This is a genomic window from Fluviicola taffensis DSM 16823 (assembly GCF_943372375.1).
GTDB classification, from domain to species: Bacteria; Bacteroidota; Bacteroidia; order Flavobacteriales_D; family Crocinitomicaceae; genus Fluviicola; species Fluviicola taffensis_A.
This window is the reverse complement of the sequence record NZ_CALRYJ010000001.1, coordinates 448,709-464,338: the sequence shown is the minus strand read 5'-3', so window position 1 is coordinate 464,338 and position 15,630 is coordinate 448,709. Positions and strand designations below refer to the sequence as shown.

General features: G+C 40.1%; 13 protein-coding genes. 7 read left to right on the top strand and 6 right to left on the bottom strand.

Annotated features, from left to right (window positions below):
* Window positions 1-11 precede the first annotated feature (11 nt).
* The gene (locus AAG807_RS01935; RefSeq protein WP_341900294.1) at window positions 12-1,061 is read right to left on the bottom strand and encodes a methyltransferase; all 1,050 of its coding nucleotides are present in this window, start codon (window positions 1,059-1,061) and stop codon (window positions 12-14) included.
* Window positions 1,062-1,246: 185 nt separating this feature from the next.
* On the opposite strand from AAG807_RS01935, the gene AAG807_RS01930 reads away from it, so the two are divergent.
* From AAG807_RS01930 to AAG807_RS01915, 4 genes are read left to right on the top strand one after another with little or no spacing between them, the layout of a single operon-like run.
* Window positions 1,247-2,842, top strand: coding sequence for an NAD(P)/FAD-dependent oxidoreductase (locus AAG807_RS01930; protein ID WP_341900292.1), 1,596 nt, complete (start codon window positions 1,247-1,249; stop codon window positions 2,840-2,842).
* Window positions 2,843-2,897: 55 nt separating this feature from the next.
* The gene (locus AAG807_RS01925) at window positions 2,898-6,701 is read left to right on the top strand and encodes a 1-acyl-sn-glycerol-3-phosphate acyltransferase (protein ID WP_341900290.1); all 3,804 of its coding nucleotides are present in this window, start codon (window positions 2,898-2,900) and stop codon (window positions 6,699-6,701) included.
* Between the two features lies 1 nt (window position 6,702).
* The gene (locus AAG807_RS01920) at window positions 6,703-8,226 is read left to right on the top strand and encodes an NAD(P)/FAD-dependent oxidoreductase (protein WP_341900288.1); all 1,524 of its coding nucleotides are present in this window, start codon (window positions 6,703-6,705) and stop codon (window positions 8,224-8,226) included.
* The gene (locus AAG807_RS01915) at window positions 8,219-9,439 is read left to right on the top strand and encodes an NAD(P)/FAD-dependent oxidoreductase (RefSeq protein WP_341900286.1); all 1,221 of its coding nucleotides are present in this window, start codon (window positions 8,219-8,221) and stop codon (window positions 9,437-9,439) included. The genes AAG807_RS01920 and AAG807_RS01915 overlap by 8 nt, the downstream gene beginning before the upstream one ends.
* Window positions 9,440-9,490: 51 nt before the next feature.
* Here AAG807_RS01915 and AAG807_RS01910 read toward each other — a convergent pair whose 3' ends face one another.
* Window positions 9,491-10,732, bottom strand: coding sequence for an AMP-binding protein (locus AAG807_RS01910; RefSeq protein WP_341900284.1), 1,242 nt, complete (start codon window positions 10,730-10,732; stop codon window positions 9,491-9,493).
* Window positions 10,722-12,401: a C45 family peptidase gene (locus AAG807_RS01905; protein ID WP_341900282.1), complete on the bottom strand. Its 1,680-nt coding sequence runs from the start codon at window positions 12,399-12,401 to the stop codon at window positions 10,722-10,724. Before AAG807_RS01905 ends, AAG807_RS01910 begins: the two co-directional genes overlap by 11 nt.
* Before the next feature lie 68 nt (window positions 12,402-12,469).
* Here AAG807_RS01905 and AAG807_RS01900 point away from each other — a divergent pair, with 68 nt between their 5' ends.
* From AAG807_RS01900 to AAG807_RS01890, 3 genes are all read left to right on the top strand, one after another.
* Window positions 12,470-13,015 (top strand): hypothetical protein, encoded by a 546-nt coding sequence (locus AAG807_RS01900; protein WP_341900280.1) that lies wholly within the window; start codon window positions 12,470-12,472, stop codon window positions 13,013-13,015.
* Window positions 13,016-13,128: 113 nt separating this feature from the next.
* Window positions 13,129-13,365: a hypothetical protein gene (locus AAG807_RS01895; protein ID WP_341900278.1), complete on the top strand. Its 237-nt coding sequence runs from the start codon at window positions 13,129-13,131 to the stop codon at window positions 13,363-13,365.
* 14 nt (window positions 13,366-13,379) lie between these two features.
* On the top strand, window positions 13,380-14,042 hold the full coding sequence (locus AAG807_RS01890; protein ID WP_341900276.1) for a hypothetical protein: 663 nt from the start codon (window positions 13,380-13,382) through the stop codon (window positions 14,040-14,042).
* 7 nt (window positions 14,043-14,049) lie between these two features.
* On the opposite strand, the gene AAG807_RS01885 is transcribed toward AAG807_RS01890, so the two are convergent.
* The 3 genes from AAG807_RS01885 to AAG807_RS01875 are packed head-to-tail and all read right to left on the bottom strand — an operon-like array spanning window position 14,050 to window position 15,629.
* Window positions 14,050-14,997, bottom strand: a complete 948-nt coding sequence (locus tag AAG807_RS01885) for an NAD(P)-dependent oxidoreductase (RefSeq protein WP_341900274.1) — start codon at window positions 14,995-14,997, stop codon at window positions 14,050-14,052.
* A 30-nt stretch (window positions 14,998-15,027) separates the two neighbouring features.
* Window positions 15,028-15,279, bottom strand: coding sequence for a DUF6327 family protein (locus AAG807_RS01880; protein WP_341900272.1), 252 nt, complete (start codon window positions 15,277-15,279; stop codon window positions 15,028-15,030).
* Window positions 15,279-15,629 carry a competence protein gene (locus tag AAG807_RS01875; RefSeq protein WP_341900270.1) on the bottom strand — a complete coding sequence of 117 codons (351 nt, stop codon included), beginning with the start codon at window positions 15,627-15,629 and terminating at the stop codon, window positions 15,279-15,281. The genes AAG807_RS01880 and AAG807_RS01875 overlap by 1 nt, the downstream gene beginning before the upstream one ends.
* Window position 15,630: the final 1 nt, after the last annotated feature.

Sequence of the window (15,630 nt, the reverse complement as noted above, 5' to 3'; positions counted from 1 at the left end):
TGGAGAGTGACTTATTTCGGTAATTTAACTTCAAGAATAGTATGAAAACGATCCATGTGAAGACGGTGCTCCTGAACCGTTTCGAAACCAGCTTTCTCAACGATGTATTTCATGGCAGAAGACGAATACATTTTACTGTTTCCGTTTGCAATTGCAGTAAAGTACAACGAAGTAGCAATCAAACTGAACTCCGCTGCCGGGAAACGTTGATCATCAATGAATGTTTCCATGATGAAAATCGTTGAATCCGGTTTCATATTTTTCTTGATCTTCAACAAGATTGCTTCAATTTCTTTTTCGCTGAAGCAATCCAGGAACTGGCTCATCCAATAGACATCCGCCCCGGTCGGGATTTCTGAATTCGGGTCAAGCATGTCGCGCTCATTATAATCCACGCGATCCTTGATTTCTGCTATTGCGTCGATATTTGCTTTGGCAACATTCAGTTGAACAGGTAAATCAAAAATACTTACACGTACATTCGGATCGTGTTTGGTGCTCGCGATTGCCCATTTTCCGGTGTTTCCACCGATATCGTAAATATGTTTGGGATTGTGCTGGAAAATGATCTTCAAAGCTTCACCAAACGAATTGTCTGAATAATGGTGATCAAATTCAAACCAGGATTTCTTCAATTGTTCCGGTAGAATGGATAATCCTTCGTAAATCGTCTTCCAGGGACCGATTTCTTTCAATCCTTCCGGTTTACCATTCAGGATGGAATCTTTCAAATGAAATAAGCCCTTATAACAAATGTCCTGAGTAAACATCATGTTTACTTTCGTCATTTCGTCTCTGGTCAGGAAGTAACCAATTTTTGAAAGGGTGTATTTGTCTCCGTTCAATTCAAGTATGTCGGCAATTTTCGCCATCTCAACCAGCACACGGACACCGTATTCACTCACATTCTTGCGTTTAGCAATTTCTTCAATCGTTAAACCATCGCGCTCTTCGTACAACTCGTCCATGATTCCGAGACTTGACATGGTATAAACTGTTTGAAATACAAACGGACTAAAGGCGATTTTCTGTGCCTCGTATAATGAGTTTAATGCTTTCATGGGCTAAATCAATATCGAAGTTTGGGTTTAGTTACTTTTCGTTCGATTAGTTACTTAAAATGTGGCGGCAAAGTTAGAAAAAAAAATAGTTTCTTACTTGCTTGTTAAATCTTAGTTCACGTAAGTTTACTAAAATCAAAAACTTCGACGGTTCGAAAGGGGTATTTCGTTAATTTTGACGCCGAATGAACGAAGAATTTGACGTTGTAATTATTGGTTCGGGAGTAAGTGGTTTACTTTCTGCTGCATTGCTCTCCAGATCGGGAATGAAAGTGCTTGTGCTTGAAAAACACTACCTGATTGGTGGTTATTTACAAGGATTTGAGCGAAAGGATTTTGTTTTTGATACGGCAATTCATTGGTTGAATCAATACAATGAAGAAGGAACGGTGACCCGTGTTTTCAAACTATTGGGGGAGGATTATCCGAAACCTCAACTGATGAAACGCATTCAACGTCATATCTCCACCAATCATGATTACTTGCTTACCAATAACCCGGATGAATTGAGAGATCAGTTGATTAGTGATTTTCCGCATGAAAAAGCAGGAATTGAGCGATTTTTCAAAGTTGCCCGTCGAATTGCTAAAGTTTCTTTGCGTTTTCCAGAATTTTTTCAATCGGTTGAAACAAAATCTCCGCTGGAAATTCCATTCTTTCGCATGAAACAACTTGGGATTATTTATCCATTGATTCCATATGCAGTAGGTGGAGGGGATGTAAAAAAAGGACTGAGCAAATTTTTCAAAGATCCGGATCTGCAGGAGCTGTTTTGTACGGAGCGCGATTTATTGTCTTGTATCTTTCCGATTGCCTGGGCTTATAATTCCGATTACCAAAATCCGCCCATTGGGGGAAGTCAGGTAATTCCTGCTTGGTTGGAAAAGCAAATTGACGCGGATAATTGCGAGATCCGTTTGAGTTCGGAGGTGGTTGGATTTGATTTTGACAATGACCAGATAACGGGCGTTCGCTATAAAAACAGGGCGAAAGAATACCAGGTTAAGACAAACTATGTGATAGCAGCTTGCGATGTGGATTTTCTCTATCGGAAATTGGTTCCGCAGCATCTGGTTCCGCCGAAATTTTTTGAAACGCTCAATGATTCCGACATGTATAGTTCTTCGGTTACGATTTCCGTGGCATTGAATTGTACGGCTGAAAGTTTGGGATTTGGACATGAATTGACATTGGTTTGTGAAGAATCCAGTACACGGGATGAACACAGTTCAGGGGATCCGCATAAATCTGCAATTTCTGTTCTGGCACCAACGGTAAGGGATCATACGCTCGCTCCGGAAGGAAAAGGAACAATCACCCTGTATGTTCCGGCTTGGATAGATTACATGGACCATTGGCAGACTGAAAAGAATGCAAAAGGGGAATTCGTGCGAACGGATGCCTATAAAAAATTGAAAGAAGACTTTGCCCAAATCATTTTTGAGCGGGTGGAATCCAAGATGGGATTGAATTTGCGTGAGCACATTTTATTCTACGAAGTGGCTACGCCCATCACTTATCATCGGTATACCGGAAATAAAAATGGTTCGATGATGGGAACCAGACCAGGTAAAAAGAATATGCAAAGTAAGATTGCTCATTACCGGACCCCTGTTAAAAATCTGATTATCGGAGGTCAGTGGGCAGAATTGGGTGGTGGAGTGCCGATTGCAGTTAAAACAGCATTCAATGCTTCCTTGATTATTTTGAAGAAATGGGATAAATCCAAATTCAAACGACTATTGAACGCATACAAGAACAGCGTAAAACTTACTAAATGAGATATTTTTGTAGTTTTGCCAACTAATATTTCTCCTCTTCCTGAAACTAACACAAATGATCGGTCAAATTTGCGCTCGTATAGTTGAATTTTTTCTTAAAAAAAGACTTGTTTTTTGGGGAAGTTTCACGCTTGTGGTCGCTTTTTTACTTTTTGGTGTTTCCAAACTAAGGATCAATGAGGATTTATACGCCATCTTCCCACAAGGAAAGGAATTTAAGAAGTTCAATGATATCGTTCAAAAGAACAAACTGAACAAACAAGTTGTTTTCTCTATAAAAGCGCAGGAAGACGAGGAAGTTACCCTACAGGAATTAGAATCGCTCAAATCCGACCTGGAATCGCAGTTTTCTAATGAACTCAAGGACATTGAAGTTGCAAAGTCAGTGGATGAAGGAGCTTTAATCGCATTTCTCCAAAAAAGTTCTCTTCGCAATCTAACGAAAGAGGATTACAGGCAGATTCAAACAAAGCTGCAACCGGATTCCATTGAGAAAGGATTAAAACGCACTTCCAAATTGCTAACTGGTCCAAATGCTTTTTTCATAAGCAAATTGGCTGCAAATGATCCATTGGGATTGTTTTATGGACAATTGAAACAACTCAATCCAAACACCGATTCCACTAATTATGTTGTAAAGGATGGAGTGGTTTATTCGCGGGATGAACAGTATGTCTTTTTCTTCGGAACCATTAATCTGAACCAAAAGGATACAAAGAAGTTGGAAGCATTTGCCAACCGATTGGAGAAATTCAAAAAAGTCAAGGCAGAGAAGAAGGGATTGGACTTTGATTATTTCGGAACCTTCCAAATTGCGGTTGAGAATGCCAGGCAAGTCAAATTCGATGCATTCCTCACATCCATTATCAGTATTTCCGCAATTCTGTTATTACTCGTTTTCTATTATAGAAGTATTCTCGCACCTTTTTATTTTCTGTTGCCCGGATTTTTTGGAATCTTGAGCGGAGCAGGACTGGTTGGATATCTTCATCCGGAGATTTCCGCTATTTCACTAGCTACTTCTTCTGTCCTATTGGGAATCGTACTGGATTATTCCTTCCATTTTTTCACGCATCTGAAACACTTGGGAAGTGTTGTGAAAACGGTAAAAGAGATTAGTTCTCCCATGACTTTGGGAAGTTTCACAACCATTGCTGCACTATCTGCCTTACTTTTCACCAATTCGGTGGTACTTCAGAATTTCGGGTTGATAGCGCTTTGTACCTTATCAGGATCGGTTATTTTCACCTTGTTATTTCTTCCGGTTCTCATTGAACGATTGAATATCCGGATCAACGAAAACAGAAACTATAAAAATAGGTTTAAACTAAACAAATCGTTCGTTCGCGTCTCCTTCTTGCTGATTTCTTTGATTTCTTTGGTTTTCTTGTACAAGTCTTCGGGAGTGAATTTCGATTCGGATATGAACAACTTGTCATTCCACACACCGGAATTGAAGAAAAAGGAGAAATTTTATACGGGAATCAATCCCAATACGGATAAGAAACTATTTGTTTTTTCGTCTGCTCCAACCAAGGAGGATGCGCGCTATCAAAATGATGCAGTTTATGAAACTTTTGTTTCAACCAGGGGGCAATACGGAATTTCTGAATTTATTTCCTTGTCGCCCTACCTGCCTTCGAATCATACTTTGAAGCAATCGGAAGATAAATGGGTACTATTTTGGAAATCCAATCCAAAGGTGGAAGAGGAGATCAGACGACTTGCACCTGCATCCGGATTGAATGCTAACGGTTTTGGATCCTTTTTTGAATCCATTAAAAATCCTTCTTTTGACAAACAGGAAGGGGAGGAATTGGTAGGTGAAATAGGTCTTAACAAGTTTGTTTCCGAAGATCGGGGCTTACATACCTATGTCACCTCCATTACGGTAAAGAAAGACAAACAGGATCTTGTCAAGGAACAATTGGCGAAAATAGATGGTGTATTTGTGCTCGATATTTCAGAGATGGCCAAATCCATGTTGAACGTGGTAAAACAGGATTTCGATTACCTGTTCTTATTTTCATCGTTACTTGTGTTCTTTTCATTGTTGGTTATCTACGGAAGGATCGAATTGACCTTATTTGCCTTTTTCCCTATGGTTTTAGGCTGGATCTGGATTTTGGGAATAGCAAGTATCTTCGATATTCCGTTCAATTTCATCAATATCATTGTTGCGACCTTCATCTTTGGATTAGGGGATGATTTCAGCATCTTCACCACCGATGGATTGATCCAGCAAGCCCGGACAGGCGAGAATTCACTGAAATCGACACAATCCGGAATCATCCTTTCCGGAATAGCGACCATAATCGGAACCGGAGTTCTTATTTTTGCCAAACATCCTGCTATTCATTCCATTGGAGCGATCAGTGTGATCGGAATCGGATCCATTATGCTCATCACACTCTATGTTCAGCCACGTGTTTACAATTTCTTTGTATTGAATCGATTGAAGAAAGGGCGCGGACCGATCACCTTTTTCTATTTCATTTACAGTCTCCTCTTGTTTTTCTATTTCTTTGTCGGAAGTCTGATCCTGAATATCCTGTTGATTTTCATCCTGATTCCAACACCGATAAAACGAATTCATAAACGAAATATTCTGAACTTTTGTATTTCCAAATTGGCTAAATCAACACTCTATGCAGGGATTCATGTAAAGAAAAAAGTAGTTGATGCCCATAAGTTGGATTACAAGAACCCAAGTGTCATCATTCCGAATCACACTTCGTTCCTGGACATTCTCGTGGTTTTGATGTTGCATCCGAAAACGATTATCATGGTGAAGAAGTGGGTTTATAACTCTCCGATTTTTGCTCCTTTTATTCGTTATGGTGGTTATCTGTTCGCTGAAGAAGGTGCCGAAGGAAATTTGGATGAAATCAAGAGTCGCATCGAACAAGGTTATTCAATCGTAATCTTTCCGGAAGGTACACGAAGTGCTGACGGAGAAATCAAACGCTTTCACAAAGGAGCTTTCTATATTTCCAAGGAATTGAATATCCCGATTCAACCCTTATTGATTCTTGGAAATCACGAAGTCAATCCGAAGAACGACCTGATTATTAATCAAGGTCAGATCCTGATAAAACCATTGGACCGATTGGTTTCTCTGGAAGGGGAATCGTATAGTGAATTTTCTAAGCGTGCAGTAAGGATCATGCGCGAAGGAATGCAGGAGTTCAGAAAGGAATATGCGGATACGTCTTTCTATACACGAAAAGTACTTGAAAATTACTTGTTGAAGGGTCCGATTTTGGAATGGTACGTCCGGGTTAAGTGGATGATGGAGCGGAAGAACTTCGATTTCTATAATCGGTTGATCGGGGATAAAAAGCGCATTGTGGATGTGGGATGTGGTTATGGATACCTTTCCGTTTTCCTGAATTATTTCGATTCGTCCAGGGAAATTGTTGGAATGGACTATGACGAGGATAAGGTAGCTGTGGCAAATCATTGTATCAAGAAGTCTGATGGATTAAGTTTCCAAACTGCAGATATTCGCGAATGGGAATTACCGGAAGCGGATGTCTACTTCTTTAATGATGTAATCCATTATTTGCGTCCGAAAGAGCAGTTGGATTTATTGGAGAAAGTGAACCAAAAATTGGGTAAGGATGGAATTATCGTTATCCGAGATGGAATCATTGAATTTCAGGATAGATTGAAAAACACCAAGTTAACAGAGATTCTTTCCACGAAATGGTTTAAGTTTAACAAGACAACCAATGAGCTATCATTTTTGTCTGCAAAAGAAATTGAACGTTTCGCTACGGATAATGGACTTGGATTCGAATTGATCGAGCATTCATCCAAGACCTCCAATGTATTGATGATCCTTAAAAGACAATAAGTTGAACTCCGGACAAAAAATAGTGGTGATTGGTAGTGGAATCGGCGGCTTGGTAAGCGGCTTGATATTGGCTAAGCACGGCTATCATGTTCAGGTTCTGGAGAAAAATCATCAGATTGGCGGTTCATTGCAGGTTTTCAGTCGTGATAAGAAGATCTTTGATACCGGTGTCCATTATGTTGGCGGATTGGATAAGGGAGAAAACTTGTATCAAATTTTCAAGTATTTGGAAATATTTGATGATTTGGAAATGAAGCGATTGGATGCCCATGCCTTTGATATCGTGCGTTTGGCAAATGGAGTAAGGGTTAATCATGGAATAGGCTATGCGAATTTCAAACAAGAACTGAAAAATAGTTTCCCTGAAAATCAGGAGGATGTAGATCGCATTGCAGATCAGATCCAGCTCTATTGTACCTACTTTCCGCTTTACAATATTGAGCTGGAGTCAGAGATCAATTATGTGGAACACACCGAAATATTGGAAGTTGGGGCTTGGGAACACTTGTCAACCTTAACAAGCAATGAAGATTTGATCAAAGCGATTTTGGGATCAGGACCTTTATACGCCGGAGTGAAAGGAGTGACTCCATTTTACGTTGTTGCTCTGATTTTGAACAGTTTCATAAAGGGAAGTTACCGTTTTGTAAATGGAGGTTCCCAGATAGCGAAATTGTTGATGAAAAGGATCGCGGAGAATGGAGGTGAAGTGTTGAGAAGAAAGGAAGTGGTTTCTGCAAACTATCAGGAGGATGGAACGATCAGATCCGTGATTTGTTCAGACGGGTCAGAGTTTGAGTGTGATTTCGTAATCTCTAATCTGCATCCCAAAGAAACAGTTCGTTTGTTTGGAAGGGACAGATTCAGATCAGCTTACGCCAATCGGGTGAATGCACTTCCGAATACCATTGCATCATTCATGATTTACATTTCACTTCATGAAAATGCACTTCGGTATTTCAATTCAAATTATTACGACTATTACACGGATGAGATCTGGAATGAAGAATTTCATTTTTCGGAAGCTTGGCCGCAAATGACGTTTACATCTGCACAAGTTTCAAAGAATACGGAAGAATACGCAGAATCCATCTCAGTGATGTGTTACCTTGATTTTAATGAGTTCAAATCATGGCAAGACTCCATACGCACCATTGTAAAAGAAGGAAGCAGGGAAGAGTCCTATGAGCAATTCAAAAAGATCTGTGAAGAGCGCATTTTGAAGCGCATTGAAGAACGCTTTCCGGAAATCAGATCAAAGATCAAAAATATTTATTCTTCTTCCCCCATCACCTATCGGGATTATGTTTCGACACCCGATGGCTCGATGTATGGGATCCAGAAGGATTTCAAGCATACCCACAAGACGCAAATCAATACAAAAACCCATATTCCCAACCTGTTTTTAACCGGTCAAAACATTGTTTTTCATGGAATTTTGGGCGCGACCATTGGTGCTCTTGTAACATCTTTTAATTTTGTAGACAATAAGCAAGTAGTAGAAAAAATCAAAATGTATGACTAAAGAAGTTGATGTTGTAGTAATTGGGGCAGGACCAGCGGGTTCTGTAGCGTCCTCTAAACTGATTAAAGAGGGCTTAAAGGTTTTGGTTTTAGAAAAAATGCAGTTTCCAAGATTCGTCATTGGTGAAAGCTTATTACCCCACAGTATGGATTATTTGGATGAATTAGGTCTTCTTCCTGCTGTTGAAGCCTTAAAATTCCAGGTTAAAACCGGAGCATGTTTTTATCACGATGGGGAGCGGTGTGATTTCCTGTTTGAAAATCAGTTTTCAAAAGGTTGGTCGTATACTTTTCAAGTGAAGCGTGCTGATTTTGACCATACTTTGATCAAGGAGGTTGAGAAACAAGGCGCTGAAGTGGAGTTTCAGGCTGAGGTGACAGATGTGAAAACGTCTGCTACCAAACAAGTCGTTACTTATCGCGATGCAAACGGTGATATTCATGAAGTTCACTGCCGTTTCGTAATGGATGCAAGTGGATATGGACGTGTACTTCCTCAAATGTTTAATTTGGAAGTCCCTGTTTCAACTCCGCCACGTGGAGCTGTTTTTGCTCACTTGGATGATACCAGAAGAACTCCGGAAGACGGAAGAAATATTTTTGTTCATGCATTTAACGACAATACTGCGTGGATCTGGTCTATTCCTTTTTCGGATGGTACGGCTTCTGTTGGAATTGTCGGAAAGAAAGAATTCGTTGATGAATGCTATGCGGATGGCGGAAAGTTGTTCAAGCAGAAAGTGGCTGAATTTCCCGGATTAAACGGTCGATACGATGGTGTGGAATTCATGTTCGAACCACGCACGATTCTCAACTATGCCGTTTCCGTGAAACAAGTGTACGGGGAAGGATATGTCTTGTGTGGAAATAGCACGGAATTCCTGGATCCGATCTTCAGTTCAGGAGTGACATTGGCAATTTCTTCCGGTTATAAGGCTGCTACATTGGTTGCTAAGCAATTGAATGGAGGAGAAGTGGATTGGGAGAATGAATACAGCGTTGTCCTGAAAAAAGGAATTGATGTGTTCAGAACTTATGTATTAGCTTGGTACGAAGGAACCTTAGGAGATATTTTCTTCAGTGAAAAAGTGGATGAAACAATCCGACAACAAATTTGTTCTGTTTTGGCGGGATATGTTTGGGATGAAACAAATCCGTTCGTTAAGAAACACAGCACCTTGGTGAATGCCATTGCTCACATTGTGAAGATGTAATAAATAAAAAAGTCAAAAAGTCGGGGCGGAAAATTTTCCGCCCCGACTTTTTTATTTGAAAATAATTTTCTCCGGTTTGCGCATGTGATTCTTAAACACCTGACTTCTCAAATAGTCGGTTTCCAAAAACACAAAATGGGGAACAACCCGCAATTTCGCTTTGCAATCTTCAATGATCTGGTTCATAACCGGTGAATGTTCTATCCGGTTTTCCAGCAGGATGGTAATGGTATCGTGACCTAAATAATCTTTCGCAACTTCGATCTTGTAACAGGTGATTTCTGATCTGCTGTCAAAAATCTCGTAAATTGAAGGTGGAAAAATAGTGGTTCCTTTGAATTTAATCATTTGGTTCTTCCGACCTAAAATAGGTCCGACGCGTGGAGAAGTTCTTCCACAGCTACAGGGTTCTCTGTAAATACGTGCAACATCACCTGTTTTATAACGGATCAGCGGAGTTCCTTCCGTTCCCAATGTACTGATGACAATTTCACCTTTTTCGCCATGTGCGAGTTCGTTTCCTTCTTCGTCCAGAACCTCCAGGTAAATCAGGTCTTCGTTCAAATGTCCACCTTGATGCGCTTGACATTCCGTAAAAGCAGCGCCCATTTCCGTAGAAGCATAGGTAGAGAATAATTCGATATTCCAATCCGCATGAATGCGTTTTGCCAACACATTTTCAGACAGGTCATCTTCACGGATCGGTTCACCGATACAAATCGCGGAACGAACGGAAGTCTGGTTCACATCGATGCCGTTCTGCTTGGCGTAATCGATAAGCGTAATCAAGAAGCTTGGTACGGCAATAAGGATAGTCGGTTTGTTTTCCAGGATCGAATTCCACTGCAATGCCGGAACTCCCGGACCAATGCGAATCATTCCTGCATTTAACTCCTGAACCCCTAAATAATAAGCCAATCCGGCCATGAACTGCTTGTCAATCGTAGTCATGAGCTGAAACAGATCTCCGGATTTGGCGCCCGTCAATTCAAACGATTCCTTTTCGTTTTTGGCTAATCGAAGTAAATCTTGTTTTGTCAGATATAGAGTTACCGGTTTTCCTGAAGTGCCGGATGTTGTGACGTATTCAGCAATCTGATCGGAAGGAACGCACAGAAAATCGCGGTTACTTTGCGATAAATCCTCTTTTGTAGTAAATGGAAGAGTCCGGAAAGTTTCCCAATTCAATTGTTCCAACGAATGTTTTGCGAAGTGTTTTTGGTAAAATGGAGCATGCTTTACGGCATATTGAATGGTGTCAACCAATTGCTCAAGTGCTTTGCTATTTTCCATTTTTTCGACAGTCTTTGATCAAATTTCGCAATTCTTCTTCAATCTGAGGGGAAGCAACCCGCTTGGTAAGTGCGATTTCGAAGTTGGAAATGGCTTTTTTGGGTTGTTTTTTCTTCTGGAAATACTTTCCTAATTGCTCGTATGTCACGTATGATTCTGAATTGTTTGAAATGAAATCCGCAATCTGCTTTTGGGAAAGATTCAATTCCTTGTCAAACATCAGGTAAGCACTGATTTGTTGTTTAACGGTTTTGAAGGCTTTGAATTTTTGGTAAGCTACCGAAGTGACAAAGGCATCTTGTGGAATTGAATCCACCAATTGGATATGCTTTGTCCGGAATGTCTTTGTTAGGTCATAGCCAAGGAAAGTACCTAATTGATAATCGGAACTTGAAATGAAGTACAACCTGCTTTCCGGTTGCATCACGACACTGTGATGTGCTTGCAATTGATTCAATGCTCTTGGATTTCCCATTCCTAAAGTGTCGCCATCCCAACCAGTTTGATTCCGGAGAATAGTAGCTGCAATTACCGGGTTCAATGCCTTGGATTTTCCAAGCAACTGGTTCATCCGCTCGAAACGGTACTTCGAATCGCTTTGGGAAATATTTTTGATGTTTATATTGTCTTTTTTGAATCGTTCCGATTGGTAATGATTGGCGCAGACCAGGACGTCCGTTTTACTTTCATAAACGCCCATTTTTTTAGGGGATTTTTCAATCAATACCGCCTTTCCATCTGCAGCAGATGAAACCATCAATGTTTCAGAAACAAAGGTGTTCCGTTTTTTGGCGATTGCTACCGCTTCATCGATGTTTTTGGCATATTGCAGAATTTCACGGGCCAAAAGCGAAATGGGCATTTTTGAGCTGGTCGGCAAATCGGATTTCGACGCGTTGATAGTAACTGTCAACCCTTTTTCGTTCATCCCGGAAGCAACACCGGTGAATCCGGCCCAGGAATAAGAAGTGAACTTGTATCCCTTGCTTGGATTGACAAAAATGATCAACTTGTTTTTCGCAAAATCGTCACCCACATAAAAGTCAAAGTTTCTTCCCACCAGCAACTGCTGATTCTCACTTTTTTCCCCTTTCACCACAAACGACGTACAACCGACTACGCTGTAATCGTTCAGTGCATGACCGATGTCGTGAGCTGCATGATAATTCAGGATGCGGGTATATTTTGAGGCAATGTAATCGTATCGATCGGAAAATGCCAGTGAAATACCATAAATCTCCTGTTGGTTTTCAAGCGGAATATTCTCCGGCAAATCACTGTTGAAGAAACCGACCATCAACTTGATGAGGTGTCTCCAAAGCTTATTGGGAAGGAAATTATTGATTTGACCGACAAAAATATCTTCTTGTTCCTGTACCAATTCCTTGGCAAGTTTCCCATAAATGACACCTCGTTCATAGGGTTCGCCTTCCAGGTACATTTCCCAAATACCGAATTCGTTTTTCTTCAGGTATGAATTGCCTAATACGTAATGATCTTTTCCAACTTGTTTTCGTTCACCAACATGAATAGTTGGAACTTCAGGTGTGTCAATTTGGGCATTGAAGAGAACGATCGTAAATAATACGAAAATGAATGCAAAAAGTAACTCGGTTGGAATCCAAATGAGACGGAATAGGTATTTTAAAATGGTTTTGATCACGGGCATTGAATAATTGAGTACAAATATAAGTTATTTTTGAGGGGAATCCTCCCACATTTCAAGTACGCTCAGCTATGATAAGTATAATTAACAATCCGAATTCTACCGTCGCTTATTTCAAGCAGGAAGACTATGATCAGTTGATTTCAAGTGGCGTGAATAAGCGTGCAATTGAAAAAGGCGGCATCAGGACCTTGCTTCAGGAACTTGGCTACGGTGAGGACGAGATTCTTTACAAGGAAAGCGGACAACCCTATTTGAAGGATAAACCCGAATTATTCCTGTCGATCTCCCACGCGAAAGGCTGGTTTGCTGTCATCATTGGAGTCGAACCTGTGGGAATCGATATCCAAACGCAATCATCCCGATTGAAGGAAGGTCAGGATTACTTTCGAAATGAAAATGAACGTTCCTTTTCTGAGGATGAGACAGCGCTTCATTTGATCTGGGGGGCGAAGGAGGCTTTCTATAAATTGAAATCCGGTGAACTCCGAGATTTGAAAGAAGATGTCAGTGTTTCGGGCATTTCAAGTGATACGCTGGTTCTTACTTTTGAATCGACCGGATACGAACTGAAGTATTTATTGCTTGAAAATGCATTTCTTGTTTTTACGATTTGAAAAACAGCTCTTTGGACAAGGAATGAGAGTCCGGATTTTGATTCCCTTTTTTTGAGCGGTGCTTTCAAATCTGACAATAATGATACATTTGTCTTATTGATAACATACTACCTATGAAAAAAGTATTTTTTGGATGCTTGTTTGTGACAGTTTTGATTTCCTGCAAAAAGAATCACGATTGCTCTTGCGATTACTACACAAATGGAGAAAAACAGACGACCAATATCACTCCGTATAAAGAGACCAAAGCCAAGGCAAAGAAAAAATGTGAAGACATGAATAGCGAAGGAAGTTTTAGTTTCGGAGGGATGACGGTTCAAAATGAAACAAGATGTACGCTTGTTAACTAGTTAAAACGAATTTTATGAGAAAGGCTTTGTTTCTAATTGCTTGTTTTGTCGGCTTTCAATCTTTGGGGCAGACATTCCACGTGTCGGATACCTCAGCCTTAATTGTGAAGACCACCAACCAATCTCCGGCTCATTGGTACATTGAGGTGTTCTCCGATTTATCCGTTGATACTTCACTTAGGTGGAAAGCGACGCATTTTGATAATGTTCCTGTGGAATGGGAAATTTTGATGGATGATCAGACCAATTCGTATTCCAATGTTCAGGTAGGCGATAGTGCCGATTTTGAATTGTTGGCCAATCAAGCTTTTGCTAAGAAATTGATCATTGGAGCTGTTTTGAATGGAACTCCCGGACATGGAATTTGCTACTTTGATGTTTATGATCCGGAGAATCCTTCTTTTGTTCAGACAATCAGCTATGAATTCATCGTTACATCAACTGTCAATGGATTGATCGATCTGAATGAAGATTCCTTTCTCGAATGGAAGACCGGTATCTTGAAAGTGAAGGATGGACGGGAAGCCGAATTTGAAGTCATTGATTTAGCCGGAAGAACAATTTTGAAAAACAAACTAATAAATCAGTTAGAAGTTTATAAACTTTCGGATAATCAAGTTTTAATTATTAAAGTGACACTTGATAATAATACATGTATTATTAAGATATTCAATTGATTGAAATTTATTGTTCTTCGATATCCAGAATTTTATCAGCCAAAACAGAACTAAGTTTATAGTAGCTTTCTTCTGACCAACCACCAACATGAGGAGTAAGCAGGATCTTATCTGATTCCAATAGGAACTTCAATTCTTCATTGTGTGAACTTTCAAAGAAATTTTCGAACGATTTTTTTTCAAATTCATTCACGTCTAGTCCGGCTGCTTTGGTTGTCCCTTTTTGAATAGATTGAATTAAAGAATTAGTTTCAACTATTTTTCCTCTCGATAAATTCAGTAAATAGATTGATTTTCCGAGTCCATCGAAAAATTCCTGGTTTGCAAAATGGATGGTTTCTTCATTTTGTGGGATATGAAAAGAGATGACATCTGATTTTCGGAGAACTGCTTCCAGCGTTGCTTCAATGACAAAATCATCTCCGAAACCGGTCTTGTATTTATCGTAAGCTAAAAGCGTGATATCAAAACCGCGTAGTTTCTTTGCAAATGCTTTTCCATTGTTACCAAATCCGATGATTCCGACAGTTTTTCCATCCAGTTCCACTCCTCTGTTACCTTCGCGATCCCAGATTCCGTTCTTAACATCCCGATTTGCCGTATGAATTTTATTCATCATGCACAATAGCATTCCCAATGCATGCTCACCAACGGCATTCCGATTTCCTTCAGGTGCATTGTAAAGCTTGATTCCGCGTTTTTCGCAATAAGCCTCATCAATATTTTCCATTCCTGCTCCTGAACGAGCTATGAACCCAAGGGTCGGAGTGAATTGTAAAAAGGATTCATCTAGTGTGAAACGGGAGCGAATGACAAGTCCGTGAGCATCCTTCAATTGGGTTTCACATTGCTCTCTTGTCCAGTTGTGGGCTTCAATACATTCGTATTCACCACTTTGAATGAGTCTTTCGGAAAGAATCGGGTGAACAGTGTCGAGAAAGAATACTTTTTTCATGGAATGAATTTGGTACTCCGAAGTTACTTCTTATTCTTTTTCCTCTGACTTCTTTAGTGCAAACTGCAAAATAAACTTGACAATTTGTTCTATCATGGAAAGAGTTGTGCCATTTCCTTCTCCGATATACTCCCGGAGTAAATTCATCGGTCGCAGGTTTTCACCGGTCTTTTCGAAGCCCATTTTTATCTTCTGCGCATGAATTTCACGCTCGAGCTTGAGGATTTTCAAATCCAGCTCAATCTCTTCAAAAGAAGAATAGATTCTTGGTTTTTTTTCCATCAGTTATCGAAGAATAGTTTAGAAAATCCGCGCACAAATCGTCGCTCGACAAATTTGAGGCGTAGAAAACTGATTAAGATAATCAATACGAAGTAAGCTCCGGCAACGATAAGGAAACCTAGAGCGATACTGTCAATTGCGTTTCCGATAGCCAATGCTGCTGCAACGGATCCAAAAAGGAGAGCAATCATCAAGAAGAAACCAAGCAGAAGAAACCGGACTATCATCCTGGTTGATTTCATAACAAATTGAAATCCCCACAGTTTGTAGTATTGAACAGTACTTTCTACATAAGCCTTCGTTTCTTCTTGAATCTGCTGAGTGCTCTCTTTTAATTCTTCAAATGCCATC

What these genes read in the sequence shown, in the direction of transcription:
- AAG807_RS01875 (WP_341900270.1), bottom strand. Translation starts at nt 15,629, where the DNA reads ATGGCATTTGAAGAATTAAAAGAGAGCACTCAGCAGATTCAAGAAGAA.
- AAG807_RS01890 (WP_341900276.1), top strand. Translation starts at nt 13,380, where the DNA reads ATGAGAAAGGCTTTGTTTCTAATTGCTTGTTTTGTCGGCTTTCAATCT.
- AAG807_RS01915 (WP_341900286.1), top strand. Translation starts at nt 8,219, where the DNA reads ATGACTAAAGAAGTTGATGTTGTAGTAATTGGGGCAGGACCAGCGGGT.
- AAG807_RS01880 (WP_341900272.1), bottom strand. Translation starts at nt 15,279, where the DNA reads ATGGAAAAAAAACCAAGAATCTATTCTTCTTTTGAAGAGATTGAGCTG.
- AAG807_RS01905 (WP_341900282.1), bottom strand. Translation starts at nt 12,401, where the DNA reads ATGCCCGTGATCAAAACCATTTTAAAATACCTATTCCGTCTCATTTGG.
- AAG807_RS01935 (WP_341900294.1), bottom strand. Translation starts at nt 1,061, where the DNA reads ATGAAAGCATTAAACTCATTATACGAGGCACAGAAAATCGCCTTTAGT.
- AAG807_RS01910 (WP_341900284.1), bottom strand. Translation starts at nt 10,732, where the DNA reads ATGGAAAATAGCAAAGCACTTGAGCAATTGGTTGACACCATTCAATAT.
- AAG807_RS01885 (WP_341900274.1), bottom strand. Translation starts at nt 14,997, where the DNA reads ATGAAAAAAGTATTCTTTCTCGACACTGTTCACCCGATTCTTTCCGAA.
- AAG807_RS01930 (WP_341900292.1), top strand. Translation starts at nt 1,247, where the DNA reads ATGAACGAAGAATTTGACGTTGTAATTATTGGTTCGGGAGTAAGTGGT.
- AAG807_RS01925 (WP_341900290.1), top strand. Translation starts at nt 2,898, where the DNA reads ATGATCGGTCAAATTTGCGCTCGTATAGTTGAATTTTTTCTTAAAAAA.
- AAG807_RS01900 (WP_341900280.1), top strand. Translation starts at nt 12,470, where the DNA reads ATGATAAGTATAATTAACAATCCGAATTCTACCGTCGCTTATTTCAAG.
- AAG807_RS01895 (WP_341900278.1), top strand. Translation starts at nt 13,129, where the DNA reads ATGAAAAAAGTATTTTTTGGATGCTTGTTTGTGACAGTTTTGATTTCC.